This window comes from Streptomyces sp. NPDC093089 (assembly GCF_044754405.1).
Taxonomy (GTDB): domain Bacteria; phylum Actinomycetota; class Actinomycetes; order Streptomycetales; family Streptomycetaceae; genus Streptomyces.
Map to the genome: position 1 here is coordinate 147,479 of NZ_JBIVPA010000011.1, position 22,379 is coordinate 169,857.

Annotated in this window: 17 protein-coding genes; 10 read left to right on the top strand and 7 right to left on the bottom strand. The window is 72.6% G+C overall.

Annotated features, from left to right (window positions below):
- Positions 1-89 precede the first annotated feature (89 nt).
- From ACIQFX_RS25910 to ACIQFX_RS25925, 4 genes are read right to left on the bottom strand one after another with little or no spacing between them, the layout of a single operon-like run.
- A complete protein-coding gene (locus ACIQFX_RS25910) occupies positions 90-1,043 on the bottom strand; it encodes an LD-carboxypeptidase (RefSeq protein ID WP_402467791.1) in 954 nt (317 codons plus the stop codon).
- Positions 1,040-3,043 carry a prolyl oligopeptidase family serine peptidase gene (locus ACIQFX_RS25915; protein WP_402467794.1) on the bottom strand — a complete coding sequence of 668 codons (2,004 nt, stop codon included), beginning with the start codon at positions 3,041-3,043 and terminating at the stop codon, positions 1,040-1,042. The genes ACIQFX_RS25910 and ACIQFX_RS25915 overlap by 4 nt, the downstream gene beginning before the upstream one ends.
- A gap of 33 nt (positions 3,044-3,076) precedes the next feature.
- Positions 3,077-4,411, bottom strand: a complete 1,335-nt coding sequence (locus ACIQFX_RS25920; protein WP_402467796.1) for a M20/M25/M40 family metallo-hydrolase — start codon at positions 4,409-4,411, stop codon at positions 3,077-3,079.
- Positions 4,404-5,237: a M55 family metallopeptidase gene (locus ACIQFX_RS25925; RefSeq protein WP_402467799.1), complete on the bottom strand. Its 834-nt coding sequence runs from the start codon at positions 5,235-5,237 to the stop codon at positions 4,404-4,406. Before ACIQFX_RS25925 ends, ACIQFX_RS25920 begins: the two co-directional genes overlap by 8 nt.
- Before the next feature lie 228 nt (positions 5,238-5,465).
- On the opposite strand from ACIQFX_RS25925, the gene ACIQFX_RS25930 reads away from it, so the two are divergent.
- Positions 5,466-6,764, top strand: coding sequence for a hypothetical protein (locus ACIQFX_RS25930; RefSeq protein ID WP_402467802.1), 1,299 nt, complete (start codon positions 5,466-5,468; stop codon positions 6,762-6,764).
- A 10-nt stretch (positions 6,765-6,774) separates the two neighbouring features.
- Here the strand turns inward: ACIQFX_RS25930 and ACIQFX_RS25935 are convergent, their stop codons facing one another.
- Together ACIQFX_RS25935 and ACIQFX_RS25940 are read right to left on the bottom strand one after the other, a co-directional pair.
- A complete protein-coding gene (locus ACIQFX_RS25935) occupies positions 6,775-9,264 on the bottom strand; it encodes an MFS transporter (RefSeq protein ID WP_402467804.1) in 2,490 nt (829 codons plus the stop codon).
- A 238-nt stretch (positions 9,265-9,502) separates the two neighbouring features.
- Entirely contained in the window at positions 9,503-9,946 is a 444-nt protein-coding gene (locus ACIQFX_RS25940) for an SRPBCC family protein (protein WP_402467807.1), read from the bottom strand.
- A 146-nt stretch (positions 9,947-10,092) separates the two neighbouring features.
- Here ACIQFX_RS25940 and ACIQFX_RS25945 point away from each other — a divergent pair, with 146 nt between their 5' ends.
- From ACIQFX_RS25945 to ACIQFX_RS25955, 3 genes are all read left to right on the top strand, one after another.
- Positions 10,093-11,133 carry an Rv2578c family radical SAM protein gene (locus tag ACIQFX_RS25945; protein ID WP_402467809.1) on the top strand — a complete coding sequence of 347 codons (1,041 nt, stop codon included), beginning with the start codon at positions 10,093-10,095 and terminating at the stop codon, positions 11,131-11,133.
- Positions 11,134-11,271: 138 nt separating this feature from the next.
- Complete coding sequence (locus ACIQFX_RS25950; RefSeq protein WP_402467812.1) at positions 11,272-12,945, top strand: alpha/beta hydrolase; 1,674 nt, start codon at positions 11,272-11,274, stop codon at positions 12,943-12,945.
- A gap of 81 nt (positions 12,946-13,026) precedes the next feature.
- On the top strand, positions 13,027-13,485 hold the full coding sequence (locus ACIQFX_RS25955) for a RidA family protein (protein ID WP_402467814.1): 459 nt from the start codon (positions 13,027-13,029) through the stop codon (positions 13,483-13,485).
- Here ACIQFX_RS25955 and ACIQFX_RS25960 read toward each other — a convergent pair.
- Positions 13,456-14,058: a HEAT repeat domain-containing protein gene (locus ACIQFX_RS25960; protein ID WP_402467816.1), complete on the bottom strand. Its 603-nt coding sequence runs from the start codon at positions 14,056-14,058 to the stop codon at positions 13,456-13,458. The genes ACIQFX_RS25955 and ACIQFX_RS25960 overlap by 30 nt on opposite strands.
- A 320-nt stretch (positions 14,059-14,378) precedes the next feature.
- On the opposite strand from ACIQFX_RS25960, the gene ACIQFX_RS25965 reads away from it, so the two are divergent.
- The 6 genes from ACIQFX_RS25965 to ACIQFX_RS25990 all read left to right on the top strand — a co-directional run bounded on the left by ACIQFX_RS25965 (position 14,379) and on the right by ACIQFX_RS25990 (position 22,378).
- Positions 14,379-16,160, top strand: coding sequence for a 3-hydroxyacyl-CoA dehydrogenase family protein (locus ACIQFX_RS25965; RefSeq protein ID WP_402467818.1), 1,782 nt, complete (start codon positions 14,379-14,381; stop codon positions 16,158-16,160).
- A 115-nt stretch (positions 16,161-16,275) separates the two neighbouring features.
- Positions 16,276-17,115 carry a TetR family transcriptional regulator gene (locus ACIQFX_RS25970; RefSeq protein WP_402467821.1) on the top strand — a complete coding sequence of 280 codons (840 nt, stop codon included), beginning with the start codon at positions 16,276-16,278 and terminating at the stop codon, positions 17,113-17,115.
- A gap of 403 nt (positions 17,116-17,518) precedes the next feature.
- Positions 17,519-18,856 (top strand): crotonyl-CoA carboxylase/reductase, encoded by a 1,338-nt coding sequence (gene ccrA / locus ACIQFX_RS25975; protein ID WP_402467824.1) that lies wholly within the window; start codon positions 17,519-17,521, stop codon positions 18,854-18,856.
- A 14-nt stretch (positions 18,857-18,870) separates the two neighbouring features.
- Positions 18,871-20,898 carry a protein meaA gene (locus ACIQFX_RS25980; protein ID WP_402467827.1) on the top strand — a complete coding sequence of 676 codons (2,028 nt, stop codon included), beginning with the start codon at positions 18,871-18,873 and terminating at the stop codon, positions 20,896-20,898.
- Positions 20,895-21,860 (top strand): HpcH/HpaI aldolase/citrate lyase family protein, encoded by a 966-nt coding sequence (locus tag ACIQFX_RS25985; protein ID WP_402467830.1) that lies wholly within the window; start codon positions 20,895-20,897, stop codon positions 21,858-21,860. Before ACIQFX_RS25980 ends, ACIQFX_RS25985 begins: the two co-directional genes overlap by 4 nt.
- A 5-nt stretch (positions 21,861-21,865) precedes the next feature.
- Positions 21,866-22,378 carry a MaoC family dehydratase gene (locus tag ACIQFX_RS25990; RefSeq protein WP_015656728.1) on the top strand — a complete coding sequence of 171 codons (513 nt, stop codon included), beginning with the start codon at positions 21,866-21,868 and terminating at the stop codon, positions 22,376-22,378.
- Position 22,379: the final 1 nt, after the last annotated feature.

A 22,379-nucleotide genomic window follows, 5' to 3' on the forward strand; every position in this document is an offset into this window, starting at 1 on the left:
AGACGGCGGCGCCGGGCCGAGTGGGCGGTACCGGTCGCAAGGGAGGGCGGCGCCCGGTCGGACCGCTCGACCGGGCGCCGACCGGCCGTTCAGTGCAGTGCCGGTACGTCCAGGGTCAGGGTGCCCGCCTCCGCGTCGAGGACCGCGGGCACGCCGAGCGGCACGGTGAGTGCCGTGGTGCTGTGGCCGAAGCCCAGCTCCTCGACGACCGGGACGCCGAGCCCGCCGAGGCGGTCGGCGAGGACGGCGCGCACGTCCTCGTAGGGGCCGCAGTCCACCCAGGAGCCGAGGGCGACGCCCGCGACGCCGTCGAGCCAGCCGGAGCGGACGAGCTGGGTGAGGACCCGGTCGAGCCGGTACGGATCCTCGCCCACGTCCTCCAGGAGCAGCAGCCCGCCGCGTGCCGAGGGACGGGCGTGCGGGGTGGCGAGGTCGGCGGCGAGGAGGCTGGCGCAGCCGCCGAGGGTGACGCCGTGGGCGCGACCGGGCACCAGGGCCCGCGCCGTCTCCAGGCCGAGCGTCCGGACCGACTCCGGCTCGAACAGGGTGGCGCGCAGGGACTCCTGGGTGCGCAGGTCCGCGAGGAACGTGGCGGCGGCGACCATCGGGCCGTGCAGGGTGGCGAAGCCGGCACGGACGGCGAAGGCCTCGTGGAGGGCGGTGACGTCGCTGTAGCCGACGAACACCTTGGGCCCGGCCGCCCTGATCGCAGGCCAGTCGACGAGGTCGACCATGCGCTGGGCGCCGTAACCGCCGCGCGCGCAGATCACGGCGGAGACGGAGGGGTCGCACCAGGCCTCGGTGAGGTCGCGGGCCCGTGCCGGGTCCTCGCCGGCGAGGTGTCCGAGGGTGGGGTGGGCGTCCAGGACGTGCGGGGCGACGACGGGGTCGAGGTCCCAGCCGCGCAGGATGGCGAGCCCCGCGTCGAGTCGTTCCTCGGGGATGGGCCCGCTGGGGGCGACGACGGCGACCCGGGCCCCGGGGCGGAGCCGCTCGGCCCGGACCGGCGGTTCGGCGGCGGCATGCGGGGTCGTGGTGCTCATGTGCGGTACTCCAGGGCCGGCACGTCCGTGCGCTCGATGCCGAAGGTCCTTACGTACAGGTCGAGTTCGGCTTCCAGGGACCGGGTGATCGTGTCGGCCCTGCGGAAGCCGTGCCCCTCCCCCTCGAAGGCGAGGTACGCGTGCGGGACGCCCCGGCCGGCCGCGCGGGCGAGGAAGCGCTCGGCCTGGGCGGGCGGGCAGATGACGTCGTCGAGCCCCTGGAGCAGCAGGAAGGGGGCGGTGACCCGGTCGACGTGCTCGACGGGTGAGCGTTCCTTGTAGCGGGCCGGTACCCGGTCGAGCGGTCCGACCAGGCCGTGGAGGTACTGGGACTCGAAGTCGTGGGTCTCGCCGGTCGCCCAGGCGCGCAGGTCGAGGACGGGGTAGATGATCGTTCCGCAGGCGTAGACGTCCGTGCCCGTGAGGGAGGCCGCCGCCGTCCAGCCGCCGGCGCTGCCGCCCCGCACGGCGAGCCGGGCCGGGTCGGCCGTGCCCTCGGCGGCGAGCGCCGCCGCCACGGCGGCGCAGTCCTCGACGTCCACGACGCCCCACTGCTCGCGCAGTCGCTCCCGGTACTCCCGTCCGTAGCCGGTCGAGCCGCCGTAGTTGACCTCGGCGACGCCGATGCCCCGCGAGGTGAAGTAGGCGATCTCCAGGTCGAGGACGAGCGGGGCGTGGCCGGTGGGCCCGCCGTGCGCCCAGATCACGTAGGGCGGCCGTTCCCCCGGGGGTCCGGTGAAGTCGGGGTGGCGGGGCGGGTGGACCTGGGCGTGGATCTCCCGCCCGCCGGGGCCGGTGAAGACGCGGAGGCGGGGCTCCGGGTAGTAGGCGGGGTCGACGGCGTCCGTGTGCGCGGCGCCGACCACGCGGGTGCGGCCGGTGCGGGTGTCCAGCTCGACGAGTTCGTAGGAGGTGTGCGGTCCGGCGGCGGCGCCGACCACCCGGCTGCCGTGCGCGGCGAGGGTCGAGGCCCACTCGGTCCAGGGTCCCGGGGCGTCGGCGAGGGTGCCGCTGCCGGGGTCGAGGATCCCGAGGGCGGTGGTCCCCTTGCCGTGGACGACGGCGATCAGCCCGTTGTCCAGGGGCGTGAACCAGCGGAGCCCGATCTTCCAGAGCGGGCCGGCGAACTCCTCGGCGCGGGGGCAGAGGGCGACGGGTTCGCCGAGGTCGCCGTCGGCGCCGAGCTCCGCCCGGTAGAGGTTCCACCAGCCGGTGCGGTCGCTGACGAGGAGCAGTCGCCCTTCCGCGTCCCAGTCGACCTGCGGGATCGACTCGGCGGGCCCGCCCGCGACGGTCCTGGCGTCCCGGAGGGTGCCGTCGGGGGCGATCCCGGCGAGTCGGACCTCGGTGCCGTCCCAGGGCATCCGGGGGTGGTCCCAGGCGATCCAGGCGACCCGGCGGCCGTCCGGCGAGACCCGGGGGCCGGTGACGAACCGGTGGCGCGCGTCGGTGAGTTCGCGCACGGCGGTGCGGTCCTCGGCGGCCGATCCGTCCAGCGGCACGGCGGCGAGGACCCTGCGCACGTCGGTGGGGGCGGGCCCGGTGAACTCCTCCAGGACGCACCACACCTCGCCGAGCTCCGGTCGGACGACCGGATCCGCCCAGCGCAGTCCGTCGCCGACGGCCGAGACGGGGGTGAGGGGCCGCGGCTCCGCGCCGTCCGCGGCGTCGGGCTCGTACGCGTACAGCCGCTGGTCGGGGAAGTGGGCGAAGACGACGAGCGGTCCGTCCGCGGGGCGCGCGACCGCGGCCCAGGGCTGGCCGCCGTACTCGATCACCCGGCTGCGGACGTTCCACGGGGCGGGCAGCACGCCGTCCTCGGTGCCGTCGGCGCGGCGCCGGACGAGGGCGCGCCGGCCGCCCTCGGCGGGGCGGGGCGCCGTCCACCACAGTTCGTCGCCGACGGCGCCGAGGTACTCGGGTCGGCCGTCGTGCGCGGCGGTGAGCGCCGCGTCGACGGGTGACGGCCAGCTGCCGTGGGCGGCCTCGGTCGGTTCCATCTCGACTCCCCCTGTCACAGGTCCTGCCCCGTCCTACGCGGACTTCAGATAGTGGTCGAGCACCCGGACGCCGAAGTGCAGGGCGTCCACCGGCACGCGTTCGTCGACGCCGTGGAAGAGCGCGCCGTAGTCGAGGTCCGGGGGCAGCCTGAGCGGCGAGAAGCCGTAGCCGGTGATCCCGAGCCGGGAGAACTGCTTGGCGTCGGTGCCGCCGGACATCGTGTACGGCACGACGTGTCCGGCCGGGTCGAAGCGCTCGACGGCGGCCCTCAGCTTGGCGAAGGTCGGCGAGTCGAAGGGGGCCTCCAGGGGCACTTCGCGGTGGTGGAACTCCCACTCCACGTCGGACCCGGTGAGGAGGTCCATCGTCGCGGCGAACTCCTCCTCCGCGCCCGGCAGCATCCGCCCGTCGATGTACGCGACGGCCTGGCCGGGGATGACGTTGACCTTGTAACCGGCTTCGAGCATCGTCGGGTTGGCGCTGTTGCGGACGGTCGACTGGACGAGCGCGGCGGCGGGTCCGAGCTTGTCGAGGAGGAGGTCGACGTCGAGGTCGGGCGCGGCGGTGTCGACCTCGATGCCGTACAGCGCGGCCAGTTCGGTGAGGGCGGCGCGGACGGTGGCGGTGAGGCGGACCGGCCAGGTGTGCGCGCCGATCCGGGCGACGGCGGAGGCGAGGCGGGTCACCGCGTTGGCCGTGTTCACCTTGGAGCCGTGGCCGGCCCGGCCGTGGGCGGTCAGCTTGAGCCAGGCGGTGCCCCGCTCCCCCGCGGCGATCGGGTAGAGGGTGGTGCCGGGCGTGGGGTGGAAGCTGAAGGCCCCCGATTCGCTGATGCCCTCCGTGCAGCCCTCGAAGAGTCCGGCGTGCCGGTCGGCGAGGAACCCGGAGCCGTCCTCGGCGCTGGCCTCCTCGTCCGCGGTGTAGGCGAGGACGATGTCGCGGCGCGGCCGCACGCCCTGGCGGGCCCAGGAGCGGACGACGGCCAGGACCATCGCGTCCATGTTCTTCATGTCGACGGCGCCGCGCCCCCAGACGACGCCGTCGCGGACCTCGCCGGAGAAGGGGTGCACGGACCATTCGGCGGGGTCGGCGGGGACGACGTCCAGGTGGCCGTGGACGAGGAGCGCCTCGGCCGAGGGGTCGGTGCCGGGGATGCGGGCCACGACGTTGGTGCGGCCGGGGGTGCGCTCCAGGAGCGTGGGTTCGATGCCGGCGGCGGCGAGCCGTTCGGCGACGTACTCGGCGGCGGGCCGCTCGCGGCAGTCGCCGCCGCCGCGGTTGGTGGTGTCGATGCGGATGAGCTCGGAGGTGAAGGTGACCACCTCGTCGAGCGCCGTCGTGTCCGGGCCCCGGACCTCCTCAGCCATACTGCTCCTCCACCGCGGCCGAGACGATGGTCGTGACCGCCTTGAACGTACGGATTGCCTCGTACATGGTCCCGCTGGTGTACGCGACGCGCCGCTCGCCGCTCCGCGCCACGCCGGGAACCACCGTGGCGGCGGCGCCCAGGTGCTCGGCGTCGAACTCCAGCTCCACGGTGAAGGGTCCGCCCCTGACCGGTTCGTGCCGGACGGCGAGCGCGGCGCCGGACTTCGCGGCCGCCCGGATGTCGGCGGCGGTCCTGGCGGGGGTGCGGCACACCGCCGCGTACCGGGAGACGTGGTCCTTGACGGCGACCTTGGGCGCCTCGGGCGCGTATCCGAGGGCGTCCTCACAGGTGAGGTCGTCCCCGGTGACGAGGACGACCGGGACGCCGTACTCCGCGACCACATGGGCGTTGAGCAGGCCCTCGCTGGCCCGCTCACCGTCGAGCCAGACGCCCGTGATCGAGTTGGCGAGGTAGGTGTGGGCGAGGACGCCCTCGGTGCCGGCGCCCGTGTGGTAGCCGACGAAGGCGATGCCGTCGACGTCCCCGTGCTGCACGCCCTCGACCATCGAGAGGGACTTGTGCCGGCCGGTGAGCATCTCGGCCCGCTCGTCGAGCCGCTCCAGGAGCAGGTTCCGCATGGACCAGTGCGCCTCGTTGATCAGGACCTCGTCGGCGCCGCCGTCGAAGAAGCCGAGCACGGCCGCGTTCACGTCGGACGTGAACATCGAGCGGCACCGCTCCCACTGGGGCGTGCCGGGCAGCACGTCGGCGGGCCAGGTCACACCGGTGGCGCCCTCCATGTCGGCGCTGATGAGGATCTTCATGCCTGGCACCGTACGCGCCGCCCGGCGGCCCTACCACCCCTGTGGATAACCGCCGTTGGAGTGGACCAATGGCGTCCTCCGGACGGCGGTACGGTACGACCTTGCGCTTCGGTGCGCGTCGCCGAGTCCTCCGGCGTCGGGCGCTTCCGAATGGGGCGAAACATCGCCAACGGGTGCGTATAGGCTGTCGGCCGCAGTTGTCGCACCCGACCTTCCGGAGAGCTCTCGGTGACCATCGCCTTCACCCCGTCCGAAACCGCGCCCGTCGAGTCCGCCGCTTCCGCCGCGCCCGTCGCCTCCGCCGCGTCCGAGTCGTTCGCGCCCGCCGGGCACACCGGTTCCGCCGAGCACACCGGTTCCGCCGGGCACGCCGAGCCGGCCGAGTCCGTCGGGCCCGTCATGGCGGAGGAGCCGGAGTTCTGGGAGCCCTCGGCGCCCGAGCCGCAGGCGGACGCGGAACCGGAGCCGCAGGCGGACGCGGAGCAGGAGCAGGACGCGGACGACACCGCCGACACCGACACCGACACCGAGGAGCACGACCCCGTCGTGGTCCGCGACGCGCACGACTTCGGCGTGTACGCGCGGACGGGCGGCTGGGCGTTCGCGCTGAAGGTGGCCCGGAGCGTGCGGCCCGGCGGCCAGGCCGCCGAGGGGACGGCGCGGACGAAGGTCTCGGCGAAGGCGTTCGCCCGGCTCGCGGGGTGCTCGCCGGAGCGGGTCATGCGGTACTACAAGGCCTGGGACATGGCGGCCGACGACGGTCTGGTCCCGCAGTTCGAGGTCCTGGTCCCGGGCGCGGACATCGAGCTGCCCGACGCGGACGTCTGGCTGTCGTACTACACCTCCCGCAACAGCGCGTCCTCGGTGCGCGGCCAGGCGATCACCGCCGCGGCCGAGGCGGAGGGCATCCGGCCGACGAAGGCCCTGGAGGTCGCGGAGAACCCGACGGCGCTGCGGGCCGCGATCCTCGCCGACCCGGGCACGGCCGAGGCCGCGCGCGGCGCGCTGCTCGACCGGATGAAGGAGGACCCGGCGCTCCAGACGGAGATGGCCCGGGCCATCGCGCGCACCGACGACCTGAAGAAGGCGGTGGCGAGCGAGGCGAAGGCGGCCGACCGCATCGGGTACGTGCGCCAGATCGTCGAGAACGGCCAGATCCGGACGCCCGCCGGGCAGACCGTCGAGGCGCCGGCCGAGGTGCGCGCCGAGGCCGAGCGGCACCTGTCGCTCCTCGACGAGCTCGACGACTCGGAAGAGGCGGGCGAGTGGGCCGGTGAGGCGTACGACACGGTGAAGGGCCTGGTCGCCAAGGCGGTCGAGGAGGATCCGGAGCTGCGCGTCCAGGAACGCCGGACGAAGTTCTACAACAGCCTGCAGAAGGCGACAAAGGTCTTCGAGGAGCTGACCCTGGACGAGGTGATGGAGGAGGACATCTACGAGGCCGACATGCTCCAGCGCCTCGAAGCCCTCCAGGAGGCGATCGGCACCTGCATCAGCGCGCTGCGCAAGGCGACGACCGCCTCCTGAGGCCGGTCGGTCAGTCCTGGTGGCCGAGCTGGAGGTCGCGCTCGGTGCGGCCCCCGCCGGCCATCTGCAGGACGGTGGCGACGGGCGGGTAGCCGGCCGCGATGACCGTGTACTCGCCGGAGGACAGGTCCACGAAGCGGAACGTGCCGTCGGCGCCGGTGGTGAGGGTGTCGACGACGTTCCCCGCGGCGTCGAGCAGGGTGACCCGGGCGTCCTCGACGGGGCGCCCGCCGCCGGCCCGTACGGTGCCGCGGAGCACAGCGCCGCCGGCCAGTTCGATGTCCTGGCGGGTCTCGCGGGAGGCCTGGACGCTCACCGGGAGCGCGGCGGGGCGGAAGGCGGGGGCGCTGGCGGCGAGCGTGTACTCGCCCGCGACGAGCTCGCTGATGACGTATCCGCCCTCGCGCCCGCTGCGGGTGGAGGCGACGACCTCGCCGCGTACGTCGGTGAGGGTGACGGCGGCGTCCCGTACCGGGGTGCCGTCGGCGGTGACGACGCTGCCCGCGAGGCGCCCGGCGCCGCCGAGGACGACGTCGAGCTCGACCGGCCGGTCGCCGACGGTGACGGACACGGCCTGCGGCTGGTGTCCGCCGGCCGCCGCGATCAGGACGTACGCGCCGCCGCCGGGGACGCTCAGCGCGTACCTGCCGTCCTCGCCGCTCGCGCCGCGGCCCACCTGCCGCCCCTGGACGTCGATGAGGGTGAGGGCGGCCCGGGGCACCCTGCTGCCGTCGTGGTGCTGGACGGTGCCGCAGACCGGCACCCCCGCGTGCGGCACCGTCGCGGCGGCCCTGGCGGGGGCGGCGGGAGCGGGGGCGGCGTGGCGGGCGTGCGGGACCGCCTGGACTCCGCCGAAGTCGTCGGCGCGCGTGGCGTCGGTGGCCTCGGTGAGGGGGCTGTGGTGGGACACCAGCGGTTTCTCCTTGAGGAAGAAGGCGAGGACGAGGCCGAGCACGAGGACCGGCACGAGGTAGAGGAAGATCCGCGGCATCGCGTCCGCGTACGCCTGGACGTACGCGTCGCGGAGGGCCGGCGGCAGGGTGTGGACGCTCTGCGGGGTGATCGACTCGGCGGGCGGCGGTGACACGGGGCCGCCCTGGGAGAGGACGCCGGCGAGCCGGTCGCCGAGCGCGTCGTCGAGCCGGGAGGCGAAGAGGGTGCCGAAGACCGCGGCGCCGACGCTGCCGCCGATCTGCCGGAAGTAGTTGTGGGCGCTGGTGGCCGTGCCGAGGTCGGCCGGGCGCACGGAGTTCTGCACGGCGAGCACGAGGACCGGCATGACCAGGCCGATGCCGGTGCCGAGGACGGCCTGCCAGAGGCTGTACTGGAGGCGCGGGGTGTCGATGTCCATCCGGGAGAGCAGCCACATGCCGAGGACGGAGACGGCGCCGCCGATCACCGGGTAGACCTTGTAGTGGCCGGTGCGGCTGATGAGCTGGCCGGAGACGACGGAGGCGACGACGATGCCGCCCATCAGGGGCAGCATCAGGAGGCCGGACTCGGTGGCGCTGACGCCCTCGACCATCTGCAGGAAGCTGGGGAGGTAGCTCGCGGCGCCGAAGAGCGCGATGCCGACGACCGCGCCGACGAGGGCGGTGACGGTGAAGACGGAGTCGCGGAACAGCCGGAGCGGGATGAGGGGTTCGGGCGCGAAGTGCTCGACGACCAGGAACAGCACGGTGGTCACGGCGGCCCCGCAGGCGAGGCCGAGGACGACCCGGGAGCCCCAGGCGTACTCGGTGCCGCCCCAACTGGTCAGCAGGACCAGGCAGGTGGAGGCGGCGGCGAGGAGCAGGGCGCCGAGGACGTCGAAGCGCGCGCGTGCCGCGGGCTTGGGGAGCTTGAGGACGGCGGCGACGACGGCGAGGGTGACGAGCCCGAAGGGCACGTTGAAGTAGAAGCACCAGCGCCAGGAGACGTGGTCGGTGAAGAAGCCGCCGAGGAGGGGTCCGGCGACGGAGGCGAGGCCGAAGGCGGCGCCGATCAGGCCCATGTACCGGCCGCGCTCGCGGGCGGGGACGATGTCGGCGATGATCGCCTGGACGCCGATCATGAGGCCGCCGGCGCCGGCGCCCTGGAGGGCGCGGAAGGCGATGAGCTCGTCCATGGACCGCGACCAGCCGGCCAGGCCCGAGCCGATGACGAAGACGACGATGGCGAAGAGGAAGACGCCCTTGCGGCCGAGGAGGTCGCCCAGCTTTCCGTACACCGGCAGGCCGATGGTGGAGGTCAGCAGGTAGGCGGTGATCGCCCAGGACATCCGGTCCAGGCCCTGGAGTTCGCCGACGATCTTCGGCAGGGCGGTGGCGACGATCATCTGCTCGAGGGCCGCGAGGAGCAGCGCGAGCATCAGGCCGCAGAAGACGAGCCGGACGCGGCGGGGGTCGAGGGCGGCGGCCTCGCCGGGGCCGGGCGGCGGCGCGAGGTCGTCGGGCGGGCCGTCCGCGGCGAGCGGTTCCGCGCCTTCCCGGACGTCCTTCACTGTGGTGATCGCACCCACGTACCTGCTCCCCTCGTCACGGCGTCTGCGCCGCGCCATTCTTCGCATTGCGCGCGAAGGGGGAGCAAGTCGGGCGGTACGGGAGGTCGGTGGCGTTCCGGAGGGCGAACATCCCTGCGCGACGGCGCACTTGGGTCGCTCATCAGCGCGTTTACGAGGAGGCCCGCGCCCCCTCGGTGCACGGGGCTCCGGCACGGGGGCGCGGGCGATCCACTCGAATCGGTGAACGCCCAGGGCGTTACTTCTCGACCTCGTCCGCGAGCTTGGCGAGGACGGCGTCGTAGATGCGGCCGAGACCCTTGGGCGCGAAGGTCTTCTCGAAGAAGCCGCCGATGCCGCCGGCACCGTTCCAGACGGTGGTGACGACGGCGCGGGACTTGCCCTCGCCGGCGGGGGTCACGGTCCAGGTGGTGACCATGGAGGAGTTGCGGTCCTTCTCGACGAGCTGCCCGTCGGTGGGCTCGGTGACCTCCAGGAGGCAGTCGCGGACGCGCTTGCTGGTGGCCTGGAGCCTCCAGTGGACGAGGGTGCCCTCGCCGTCGCCGCCCTCGCGCACCTCGTACTCGCTGAAGTGCTCGGGCAGCAGCTTCGCGCGCGTACCGGTGTAGTCGGCCAGCGCGTCGAACACCGTCTCCGCGTCCGCGGCGATGATCCGTTCGGTAGTGGCCTCGACCTGCGCCATGGACTTCCTCCAGCTCGTGTTTCCTCGGGGGTGTGGGCCAAGCGAACCACGTGGGCTCCGGGGCGCGAAATCCGGGTTGCGACGATCAAGGGAACAGGTGTTCTATTCTGGGCGCACGGTCGAGAACGGCAACCGAGGAGGCGTCCATGCGCTGGGACAATCTGGGCGACACCCCGGGCGGCCCGGCCGCACCCGCCGACGTCGCCCCGTTCGGCACGGACGCGGTCACCACCCGCACCTTCGACACCCCGGAGTTCCGCGGCATCACCTTCCACGAGGTGCGGGCCCGCTCGATCCTCAACCGGGTGCCGGGCGCCTCCCGGATGCCGTTCGAATGGACGGTCAATCCGTACAGGGGGTGCACCCACGCGTGCGTCTACTGCTTCGCGCGCAAGACCCACAGCTACCTCGACCTCGACACCGGGCTCGGCTTCGACTCCCAGATCGTCGTCAAGACCAACGCCCCGGAGCTGCTGGCGCGCCAGCTCGCCTCGGCCCGCTGGCAGGGCGCGCACATCGCCATGGGCACCGACGTCGACTGCTACCAGCGCGCGGAGGGCCGCTACCGCCTCATGCCGGGCATCCTCACCGCCCTGCGGGACCGGGCCAACCCGTTCTCGATCCTCACCAAGGGCACCCTGATCCTGCGCGACCTGGACCTCCTCGACCAGGCCGCCCGGGTCACCGAGGTCGGCATCTCCGTCTCCGTCGGCTTCACCGACCGGGAGCTGTGGCGCACGGTCGAACCCGGCACGCCCTCACCGCAGAGCCGCCTCGACGTCGTCCGCGCCCTCGGCGCGCGGGGCATCGACTGCGGGGTCCTGATGGCCCCCGTGGTGCCGTTCCTCGGCGACCGGCCCGAGCAGCTGCGCGACACGGTCCGCGCCATCGCCGAGGCCGGGGCGAGCTCGGTCACCCCGCTCGTGCTGCACCTGCGGCCCGGCGCCCGCGAGTGGTTCATGCGGTGGCTGCGCGAGCACCACCCCGGCCTGGTGCGGCGGTACGAGCGGATGTACGCGGCCGGGGCCTACGCGCCGACCTGGTACCAGCGCCGGATCACCCGTCAGGTGCACGAACTGGCGGCCGAGTTCGGCATCGGACCCGCCCACCGGGGAGCGGCGCGCCGGATTCCCGTGCCCGAGGAACCGGCCCTCGCGGCCGCTCCCGAACAGCCCACCTTCCTCTGAACGCGCCCCGGTGGCCGGGCCGGCAGTCGGGTCCGATCATCGGACCGGTCACCTGACACGCCGTCGGGTCCTCCTCTGTTCGGGTCAACTCTGGCCGAATCGGGTCCCGGCGGGGTCCGCACGGGACACAAAGGCCCTATGACCCCACGCGCAGGAATGCTGATCGCCGCTGGAGCGCTGGTCGCCGGGACGGTCACCGTCCTGCCCGCCGCTCCCGCCGGCGCCGGAGAACCGACCCCCCGCCCGCTGCCGTCGCTCACCTGGACCGGCTGCGCCACGAAGGCGTACCCGAGGCTCGAGTGCGCCACCCTGAAGGTGCCGCTCAACCACGACGACCCGGCCGGGCGGAGCATCGCGCTCGCCCTGACCCGGGTCGCGCACACCGCGAAGACCTTCCAGGGCCCGCTGCTCGTCAACCCGGGCGGGCCCGGCGGCAGCGGGCGCGCGATGGCCGGGTACGTGGCGGCCTCGCTGCCCGCGAAGGTGGCCGCCGAGTACGACGTGATCGGCTTCGACCCGCGCGGCGTCGGCGAGAGCGAGCCCGCGCTCGACTGCCGGCCGGGCCACTTCGCGCCGGTCCGCGCCGACTCGGTGCCCACCGGCGCCGCCGCCGAGCGGGCGTCGGTCGAACGGGCCCGGTCGTTCGCCGACGCCTGCGGCGCGAAGTACGCCGACGTCCTGCCGTACATCGACACGGTGAGCACCGCGCGGGACCTGGACTCCGTCCGCGCCGCGCTCGGGGCCCCGCGGCTCAACTACCTCGGCTACTCGTACGGCACCTACCTGGGCGCGGTGTACGCCCGGCTGTACCCGGACCGGGTGCGCCGCATGGCCCTCGACTCCGTCGTCAACCCGCACGGCGTCTGGTACGAGGACAACATCGCCCAGGACTACGCCTTCGACACCCGCCACAAGGACTTCATGGCCTGGGTGGCCCGGCACGACGCCGTCTACGAACTGGGCGCCGACCCGGCCGCGGTCGAGGCCGCCTGGTACCGGATGCGCGACGCGCTGCGCGCGACCCCGGCGGGCGGGAAGGTCGGACCGGGCGAGCTGGAGGACACCTTCCTGCCCGGCGGGTACTACAACGGCTACTGGCCCCGCCTCGCGGCCGCGTTCTCCGCGTACGTCAACGACGCCGACCCGGCGCCGCTGACGGCCGCGTACGAGCGGTACGGGGAGGCCGACGCGGCCGCGGACAACGGCTACTCGGTCTACACGAGCGTGCAGTGCCGGGACGCGGCCTGGCCCCGGGACTGGAACGTCTGGCGCAAAGACAGCTGGGACGTGCACGCCAAGGCGCCCTTCTCGACCTGGAACAACGCCTGGTACAACGCGCCGTGCGCGTTCTGGCCGGTAGCGTCGCTGACCCCGCCGGACGTCGCGAACGACCAGGTACCGCCGGTCCTCATCCTCCAGGCGACGGACGACGCGGCCACGCCGTACGAGGGCGGGGTCGCCCTGCACCGGCTCGTCCGCGGCTCCAGCCTGGTCGTCGAGCAGGGCGGCGGGAACCACGGGGTGACCCTCGGCGGCAACGACTGCCTCGACGGTCACCTGGTCGCCTACCTCGCCACGGGCAGGGTCCCGCGCGCCGAGGGCGACTCCGAGGTCGACGCGGTCTGCGAAGCGCTCCCGGAGCCGGAGCCCGACCCGGTGGCCCCGGCCGGGAAGAAGGCCCGGAAGAAGGACCGGACCCAGGGGGAGTCCCCGGAGGCGGCTCCGGAGCGGCGCGGCGGCGAGCGCGCCGCCGCACCGCGCGCGGAGCCGGCCGGCGCGGCCCTGCACGGGCTCCTCGGCCACGTGCGCTGACTCGCCGCCCCACCCTCCGACGGTGCCCGCGTCCCCCAGGGGGCGCGGGCACCGTCAGTGCCGTGCGCGAGGATGTCCGACATGACGAGCCACCTCACCCACGTCCCCGCTCCCGACGGCCTCGCGCCCAGCCCCCAGTACAGCCACGTCGTCTGGGGCACGGGCCGGTTCGTCGCGATATCCGGGCAGTGCGCGCTCGACGCCTCGGGGGCGGTCGTCGGGGAGGGCGACGCGGCGGCCCAGGCCCACCAGGTCTTCGCGAACCTGGAGCGGTGCCTCGCCGCCGCCGGCGCGGGCTTCGCCGACGTGGTGAAGCTGACCTACTTCGTCACGGACGTCGCCCACCTCCCGGCGGTACGGGACGCCAGGGACGCCCACTTCGCAGGGGCGCCGCTGCCGGCGAGCTCGGCGGTGCAGGTCTCGGCCCTGGTCCGGCCGGAGCTGCTCCTGGAGATCGAGGCCTTCGCACTCGTCCCCGAGGGCGCCCTCCGGCACCCGGCCGTCCGCCCGTCAGTCGGCGGGGCCGAGCAGGTGGAGTGAGTGTTCGGCGGCGGCGCCGAGTCGAGGGTGCGGGAGGGCCGCCTCCAGGGCGGGGCGGGCCGCGGGGTCGCCGAGGGAGCCGAGGCCCTCGACGCAGGCGAGTCCGACCCTCCAGTGGGGGTCGTCGGCGGGAAGTCGCCGTTCGAGGACGGTGATCAGGGCCGGTACGGACTCGGGGGCGCGGAGCGCGGCGAGCAGCCGGACCGGCAGGAGGGCGTAGGCGGCGCGGAGTTCGTTGGTGGCGAGGGCGGCGGCGGCGCGTGCGGTGCGCGGGTCGCCGAGCCGGGTCAGGGCGTGGGCGGCGGTGACGCAGCGCTCGGGGTCGCGGTGGTTGAGGAGGAGGACGAGGGCCTCGAAGGCGCGGGGGTCGCCGGCGACGCCGAGCGCGTAGGCGGCGATCTCGCGGGCCCAGAGCGGTTGTCCGGGTGCCGTGAGGACGTGGTGCAGCTCCTCGGGGTCGCCGGCCTCGGCGAGGTGGCGGAATGCCTCGGGGACTTCTCCGGTGTCATTCTCGATCTCGTCGCGCAATCGATCGATCATCGAGCAGAATTCCGGATCCTCGGCGTATTCCATGAATCCGAGCCTATCCGCGATCCAGATCACATTTTCCTCAACTTCCCGGGACTGGCGCGCTCGTTACCGGCCGGTTAGTCTCAGGTGAGCGGGCCACCACCCGCACTTCCCACGACGGCCTGGTGACGCAGCCGTTGTGTCGTACGTCGGTTCGGCAGTTTCGATGTGACTCCGGGACAGAGTCCGTCGGCCCCTTTTCCGAGGGCATCGCCCTCATTTCCCGGCACCGCCCCCTTTCCGCGGCATCGCCTTCGCCGTTCTCCCGCGCCCTTTCGCGCGCACTGCCCTCAGTCGTCACTCTTCCTCCCTGGAGTCCCCTGATGGACACCCCTCTCTCCACCATCGCCGTCGTCGGTCTCGGCACCATGGGCGCGGGTATCGCAGACGTCCTCGCCCGGGCCGGCCGCGAGGTCATCGGCATCGACATCAGCGACACCGCCGCCGCGCGGGCCGTCGCCGCCCTGGAGGCCTCCACCGCCCGCGCGGTCGCCCGCGAGCGGATCACCGAGGAGGAGCGGCAGGACGTCCTGGCCCGCTTCCGTACCTTCTCCGACCTCCAGGCGGCCGCCGAGGCCGACCTCGTGATCGAGGTCGTGCCCGAGTCGTACGAGGCGAAGCAGGAGGTCTTCCGGGCCCTCGACGCGATCGTCCGCCCGGACGCGATCCTGGCCACCGGCACCAACGCGCTCTCCGTCACCCGGCTCGCCGCCGACTCGGCCCACCCCGAGCGGGTCCTCGGCCTGCACTTCTTCGCGCCGGTCCAGGCCATGAAGCTGGTCGAGGTGGTCTCCTCCGTCCTGACCGACCCGCGGGCCGTCGACGCCGTCACCCGGCTCGCCCAGGACCTCGGCAAGGAGCCCGTCGCGGTCGGCGACCGGGCCGGCTTCATCGCGGACGGCCTGCTCTTCGGCTACCTGAACCAGGCCGCCGCCATGTACGAGGCGAAGTACGCCTCCCGCGAGGACATCGACGCGGCGATGAGGCTGGGCTGCGGTCTGCCGATGGGCCCGCTGGCCCTGCTCGACCTGATCGGCGTCGACACGGCCCGGACGGTCCTGGAGGCCATGTACGCCTCCTCGCACGACCGCCTGCACGCCCCCGCCCCGATCCTCAAGCAGCTCAGCGAGGCGGGTCTGACCGGCCGCAAGGCGGGCCGCGGCTTCTACACGTACGAGGCGCCCGGCTCCGCCGAGGTGGTGGCCGACGCGCTGACCCCGTCGGCCTCCGCCGAGGCCGGTGCGGGCCGCGAGGTCCGCTCGGTCGGCGTCGCCGGCTCGGGCACGATGGCGTCCGGCATCGCCGAGGTCTTCGCCAAGGCCGGCTACCAGGTCGTCCTGGCCGCCCGCTCCCAGGAGAAGGCGGACACCGCCAAGGCCCGGATCGCCAAGTCGCTGGCCCGTTCGGTCGACAAGGGCCGGATGACGGGCGAGGCCCGTGACACCACGCTGGGGCTGATCACCGCGGCGGGCACGCTCGACGCCTTCGCCGAGGTCGACCTGGCCGTCGAGGCGGTCGCCGAGGACCTGGAGATCAAGCAGGAGCTGTTCGCGCGGCTCGACAAGATCTGCAAGCCCGGCGCGGTGCTCGCCACCACGACGTCCTCGCTGCCGGTCGTGGCCTGCGCCCGCGCCACCACGCGCCCGCAGGACGTCATCGGGATGCACTTCTTCAACCCGGCGCCGGCGATGAAGCTGGTCGAGATCGTCCGTACGGTCCTGACCGCGGACGACGTCCACGCCACCGTGCGCGAGGTCACCGCGAAGATCCGCAAGCACCCGGTGGACTGCGGCGACCGGGCCGGCTTCATCGTGAACGCGCTGCTCTTCCCGTACCTGAACAACGCGATCAAGATGGTCCAGGAGCACTACGCGACCCTGGACGACATCGACGCGGCGATGAAGCTGGGCGGCGGCTACCCGATGGGCCCGTTCGAGCTGCTCGACGTGGTCGGCCTGGACGTCTCGCTGGCGATCGAGCAGGTGCTGCACCGCGAGTTCCGCGACCCGGGCCTGGCCCCCGCCCCGCTCCTGGAGCACCTCGTGGCGGCCGGCTGCCTCGGCCGCAAGACGGGTCGCGGCTTCCGCGAATATGCCCGACGCTGAGCCCCGCACGGCCGGCTGGGGCGGTCTGCTGAGCTCCCCGGGCACCGTCGGTGTCCCGGGGGGCTCCCCGCCCCCACCTGGGCACACTCCCCCGCCGATGCAGTACGTTCGGACCATGCCCAAGGCCGCGAAGACACCCCGTGCCACGTCCACGTCCGACGCTCCCGAGAGCGCGGCGGGCACTCGTGCCGCCGCCCAGCGGCTCAAGATGCGCCGGGAGCTCGCCGCGGCGGCGATGGAGCTCTTCGCCACCAAGGGGTACGAGGCCACCACGGTCGACGAGATCGCGGCCACGGCCGGGGTCGCGCGACGGACCTTCTTCCGCCACTTCCGCTCCAAGGAAGAGGCGATCTTCCCCGATCACGACGACACGCTGGTGCGGGCCGAGGCGGTGCTGAACGCCGCACCGCCGCACGAGCACCCGCTCGACACGGTGTGCCGGGGGATCAAGGAAGTCATGAAGATGTACGCGGGGTCGCCCGCGGTCTCGGTGGAGCGCTACCGGCTCACCCGTGAGGTGCCGACGCTGCGGGAGCGCGAGATCGCCTCGGTGGCCCGCTACGAGCGGCTGTTCACCCGCTATCTGCTCGGGCACTTCGACGAGCGCGACCACCACGACGGCAACGACGACCCGCTGCTCGCCGAGGTCGCCGCGTCGGCGGTCGTCACGGCCCACAACCACGTGCTGCGGCGCTGGCTGCGGGCGGGCGGCCAGGGCGACGTGGAGGCGCAGCTGGACCACGCCTTCGCCATCGTCCGGGAGACCTTCGGCTCGGGCATAGGCGCGGGCCGTCCGGCCCCTTCCCCGCAGGCCGAGCCGGCGCCCGCCGCCCGGGTCTCCGCCCCCGCCGCCAGGGTCTCCACGGCCGGCGACGTGGTCGTCGCCGTGGCCCGCACGGACGCACCGCTCGACGAGGTCATGCGCACGATCCAGCAGGCGCTCAAGGAAGCCTGAGCACCGTTCCACGACGAGGGCCGCCCCCGGTTTCCGGGGGCGGCCCTCGTGCGTTCGCCCAGCTCACGGGCCGTTTCGATCGATCATCGCTCATTCGTGACGGGTGTATGGCATCTGAGTGAAATTGTTGGCACGCAGTGCCTTGCCAGGTGACACGGCGTGCCATACGTTGATGTTGTCCGGGCGGCCGGCGCGCAGAGATCACACCTCGTGCGCCGGCTGTCCCCACCAGCCGACGGCTCGTGCGCCCGGACGCCTGCGTCACAGGCACCCCGCGCTCCACCACACAGCGCAGCCATCGCACCACCCAGCCGAACCGACGGCACACCTCCACAGCAGCAGCACTTCCCGCCGTAACCCCCAGGCGTCCCTCCCTCAGGACGCTCACCGCCGGAGGCAACCCGTGAAGGAAATCCTGGCCGCGATCCAGTCGCAGGACGCCACGTCCGCCGACTTCGCGAACATCCCGCTCCCCGAGTCGTACCGGGCCGTGACCGTCCACAAGGACGAGGCGGAGATGTTCGCCGGCGTCGCCAGCCGCGACAAGGACCCGCGCAAGTCGCTCCACCTCGACGACGTCGCGCTCCCGGAGCTCGGCCCGGGCGAGGCGCTCGTGGCCGTCATGGCGAGCTCGGTGAACTACAACTCGGTCTGGACCTCGATCTTCGAGCCGGTGTCGACCTTCGGCTTCCTGGAGCGCTACGGCCGCCTCTCCGAGCTCACCAAGCGCCACGACCTGCCATACCACGTCATCGGCTCCGACCTCGCGGGCGTCGTCCTGCGCACCGGCCCGGGCGTCAACGCCTGGAACCCGGGCGACGAGGTCGTCGCGCACTGCCTCTCGGTCGAGCTGGAGTCCTCCGACGGCCACAACGACACGATGCTCGACCCCGAGCAGCGCATCTGGGGCTTCGAGACCAACTTCGGCGGCCTGGCCGAGATCGCCCTCGTCAAGTCGAACCAGCTGATGCCGAAGCCCGACCACCTGAGCTGGGAGGAGGCGGCGGCCCCCGGCCTCGTCAACTCCACCGCCTACCGCCAGCTGGTCTCCCGCAACGGCGCCGGCATGAAGCAGGGCGACAACGTCCTCATCTGGGGCGCGAGCGGCGGCCTCGGCTCGTACGCCACCCAGTTCGCCCTCGCCGGCGGCGCCAACCCGATCTGCGTCGTCTCCTCCCCCGAGAAGGCCGACATCTGCCGGTCCATGGGCGCGGACGCGGTCATCGACCGCAACGCCGAGGGCTACAAGTTCTGGAAGAACGAGAACGAGCAGGACCCGCGCGAGTGGAAGCGCTTCGGCTCCAAGATCCGCGAGCTCACCGGCGGCGAGGACATCGACATCGTCTTCGAGCACCCGGGCCGCGAGACCTTCGGCGCCTCGGTGTACGTCACCCGCAAGGGCGGCACCATCACCACCTGCGCCTCGACCTCGGGCTACATGCACCAGTACGACAACCGCTACCTGTGGATGTCCCTCAAGCGGATCGTCGGCTCGCACTTCGCCAACTACCGCGAGGCCTGGGAGGCCAACCGCCTGATCGCGAAGGGCAAGATCCACCCGACGCTCTCCAAGGTCTACTCCCTGGAGGACACCGGCCAGGCCGCCTACGACGTCCACCGCAACCTCCACCAGGGCAAGGTCGGCGTGCTCGCCCTCGCCCCGCAGGAGGGCCTGGGCGTGCGCAACCCCGAGATGCGCGCCCAGCACATCGACGCCATCAACCGTTTCCGCAACATCTGAGCCCGGGACCATAGATGACTGAGCGCCAGAAGGACCGGCCGTGGCTCATGCGGACCTACGCCGGTCACTCCACCGCCGAGGCGTCCAACGAGCTGTACCGGCGCAACCTCGCGAAGGGTCAGACCGGCCTGTCGGTCGCCTTCGACCTGCCGACGCAGACCGGATACGACCCCGACCACATCCTCGCCCGCGGCGAGGTCGGCCGGGTCGGGGTCCCCGTCTCGCACCTCGGTGACATGCGCAGGCTGTTCCAGGACATCCCCCTGGAGCAGATGAACACCTCGATGACCATCAACGCCACGGCGATGTGGCTGCTGGCGCTCTACCAGGTGGCCGCCGAGGAGCAGGGTGCGGACATCACCAAGCTCCAGGGCACCACCCAGAACGACATCGTCAAGGAGTACCTGTCGCGCGGGACGCACGTCTTCCCGCCCGGCCCGTCGCTCCGCCTGACGACGGACATGATCTGCTACACGGTCAACAACATCCCCAAGTGGAACCCGATCAACATCTGCAGCTACCACCTGCAGGAGGCCGGGGCCACGCCGGTCCAGGAGATCGCGTACGCGATGTCGACCGCCATCGCGGTGCTCGACTCCGTGCGCGACTCCGGGCAGATCCCCCAGGACCGGTTCGGCGATGTCGTCGCCCGCATCTCCTTCTTCGTGAACGCGGGCGTCCGCTTCATCGAGGAGATGTGCAAGATGCGCGCCTTCGGCCGCATCTGGGACAGGATCACCCGTGAGCGGTACGGCATCGAGGACGCGAAGCAGCGCCGGTTCCGCTACGGGGTCCAGGTCAACTCGCTCGGCCTGACCGAGGCCCAGCCGGAGAACAACGTCCAGCGGATCGTCCTGGAGATGCTGGCCGTCACCCTCTCCAAGGACGCCCGCGCCCGCGCCGTCCAGCTCCCCGCCTGGAACGAGGCCCTCGGCCTCCCCCGGCCCTGGGACCAGCAGTGGTCGCTCCGCATCCAGCAGGTGCTCGCCCACGAGTCCGACCTGCTGGAGTACGAGGACATCTTCGCCGGCTCCCACGTCATCGAGGCCAAGGTCGACTCGCTCGTCGAGGAGTGCCTGGCCGAGATCGAGCGGATCCAGGAGATGGGCGGCGCGATGGCGGCCGTCGAGTCCGGCTACCTCAAGTCGCAGCTGGTCTCCTCGCACGCCGAGCGGCGCGCCCGGATCGAGGCCGGCGACGAGAAGATCGTCGGCGTCAACATCTTCCAGTCGACGGAGGAGAACCCCCTCACCGCCGACCTGGACACCGCGATCATGACGGTCGACCCGGCCGTCGAGGCCCGGGTGGTCGGCTCGCTGAAGTCGTGGCGGGACAACCGCTACCAGCCGCCGTTCAACCACCCGCGCCCCTGCAAGGCCCTCGAACGCCTCAAGGAGGCCGCCAAGGGCACCGGGAACCTCATGGAGGCCACCCTGGAGTGCGCCCGCGCCGGCGTCACCACGGGAGAGTGGACCGGGGCCCTGCGCGAGGTGTTCGGCGAGTTCCGGGCGCCCACCGGCGTCTCCTCCGCCCCGGTCGCCGTGACGGCCGAGGCCGGCACGCCGCTGGCGGTCGTACGGGAGAAGGTGGCGCGGACCGCCGAGGAGCTGAACTCCGGGCGGCTGCGGCTGCTCGTCGGGAAGCCCGGCCTCGACGGGCACTCCAACGGCGCCGAGCAGATCGCCGTCCGCGCGCGTGACGCCGGTTTCGAGGTGGTCTACCAGGGCATCCGGCTGACCCCCGAGCAGATCGTCGACGCGGCGCTCGCCGAGGACGTGCACTGCGTGGGCCTGTCGATCCTCTCCGGCTCCCACGCCGAGCTCGTCCCCGACGTCCTGGACCGGCTCCGCGAGGCCGGCGCCACCGACATCCCCGTCATCGTCGGCGGGATCATCCCGAACGCCGACGCCACAGAACTGAAGCGCGCGGGCGTGGCCGCCGTCTTCACACCGAAGGACTTCGGTATCACGGAGATCATCGGCCGTATCGTCGACGAGATCCGGACAGCTAACAAGCTCAGCCCCCTGGAGGTCCCCGCATGACCAGCCCCGTGAACCGGCTCCGCCCCCGCCGCTCCTGCCTGGCGGTTCCCGGCTCCAACCCGCGGTTCCTGGAGAAGGCCCAGGGCCTCGCCGCGGACCAGGTCTTCCTCGACCTGGAGGACGCCTGCGCCCCGCTGGCCAAGCCGGACGCCCGGCACACGATCGTGAAGTTCCTCAACGAGGGCGACTGGACCGGCAAGACCCGCGTGGTCCGCGTCAACGACTGGACGACCCACTGGACGTACCGTGACGTCGTCACCGTCGTCGAGGGCGCCGGCCAGAACCTCGACTGCATCATGCTGCCGAAGGTCCAGGACGCCCAGCAGATCGTGGCGCTCGACCTGCTGCTGACCCAGATCGAGAAGACGATGGGCTTCGAGGTCGGCAAGATCGGCATCGAGGCGCAGATCGAGAACGCCCAGGGCCTCACCAACGTCAACGCGATCGCGCAGGCCTCCCAGCGCGTCGAGACGATCATCTTCGGCCCGGCCGACTTCATGGCCTCCATCAACATGAAGTCGCTGGTCGTGGGCGAGCAGCCGCCCGGCTACCCGGCGGACGCGTACCACCACATCCTGATGAGCATCCTGATGGCGGCCCGCGCCAACAACCTCCAGGCGATCGACGGCCCCTACCTGCAGATCCGCAACCAGGAGGGCTACAAGGCCGTGGCGCAGCGCGCCGCCGCCCTGGGCTTCGACGGCAAGTGGGTGCTCCACCCGGACCAGGTCGCCGCCGCGAACGAGATCTTCTCGCCCTCGCAGGAGGACTACGACCACGCCGAGCTGATCCTCGACGCGTACGACTACTACACGTCCGAGGCCGGCGGGAAGAAGGGCTCCGCGATGCTCGGCGACGAGATGATCGACGAGGCCTCCCGCAAGATGGCCCTGGTCATCTCCGGCAAGGGCCGCGCCGCCGGCATGCAGCGCACCACCAAGTTCGACATCCCGGAGGCCTGAGCACCATGCAGTTCGGTCGTACCTACGAAGAGTTCGAAGTCGGTGCCGTCTACAAGCACTGGCCCGGGAAGACGGTCACCGAGTACGACGACCACCTCTTCTGCCTGCTGACGATGAACCACCATCCGCTGCACATGGATGTGAACTACGCCGAGAACACGACGGACTTCGGCAAGAACGTCGTCGTCGGCAACTACATCTACTCGCTGCTGCTCGGCATGTCCGTGCCGGACGTCTCCGGCAAGGCCATCGCCAACCTGGAGATCGAGTCGCTGCGGCACGTGGCGCCGACCTTCCACGGCGACACGATCTACGGCGAGACCACCGTCCTCGACAAGACCCCGTCGAAGTCGAAGAACGACCGCGGCATCGTCTACGTCGAGACCAAGGGCTACAAGCAGGACGGAACCCTCGTCTGCGTCTTCCGCCGCAAGGTGATGGTCCCCACCGAGACGTACATCAAGGAGCGCGGCGGCGAGCAGCCCGGCCGCCCCGAGCTCAAGGAACAGGGGAAGTAGT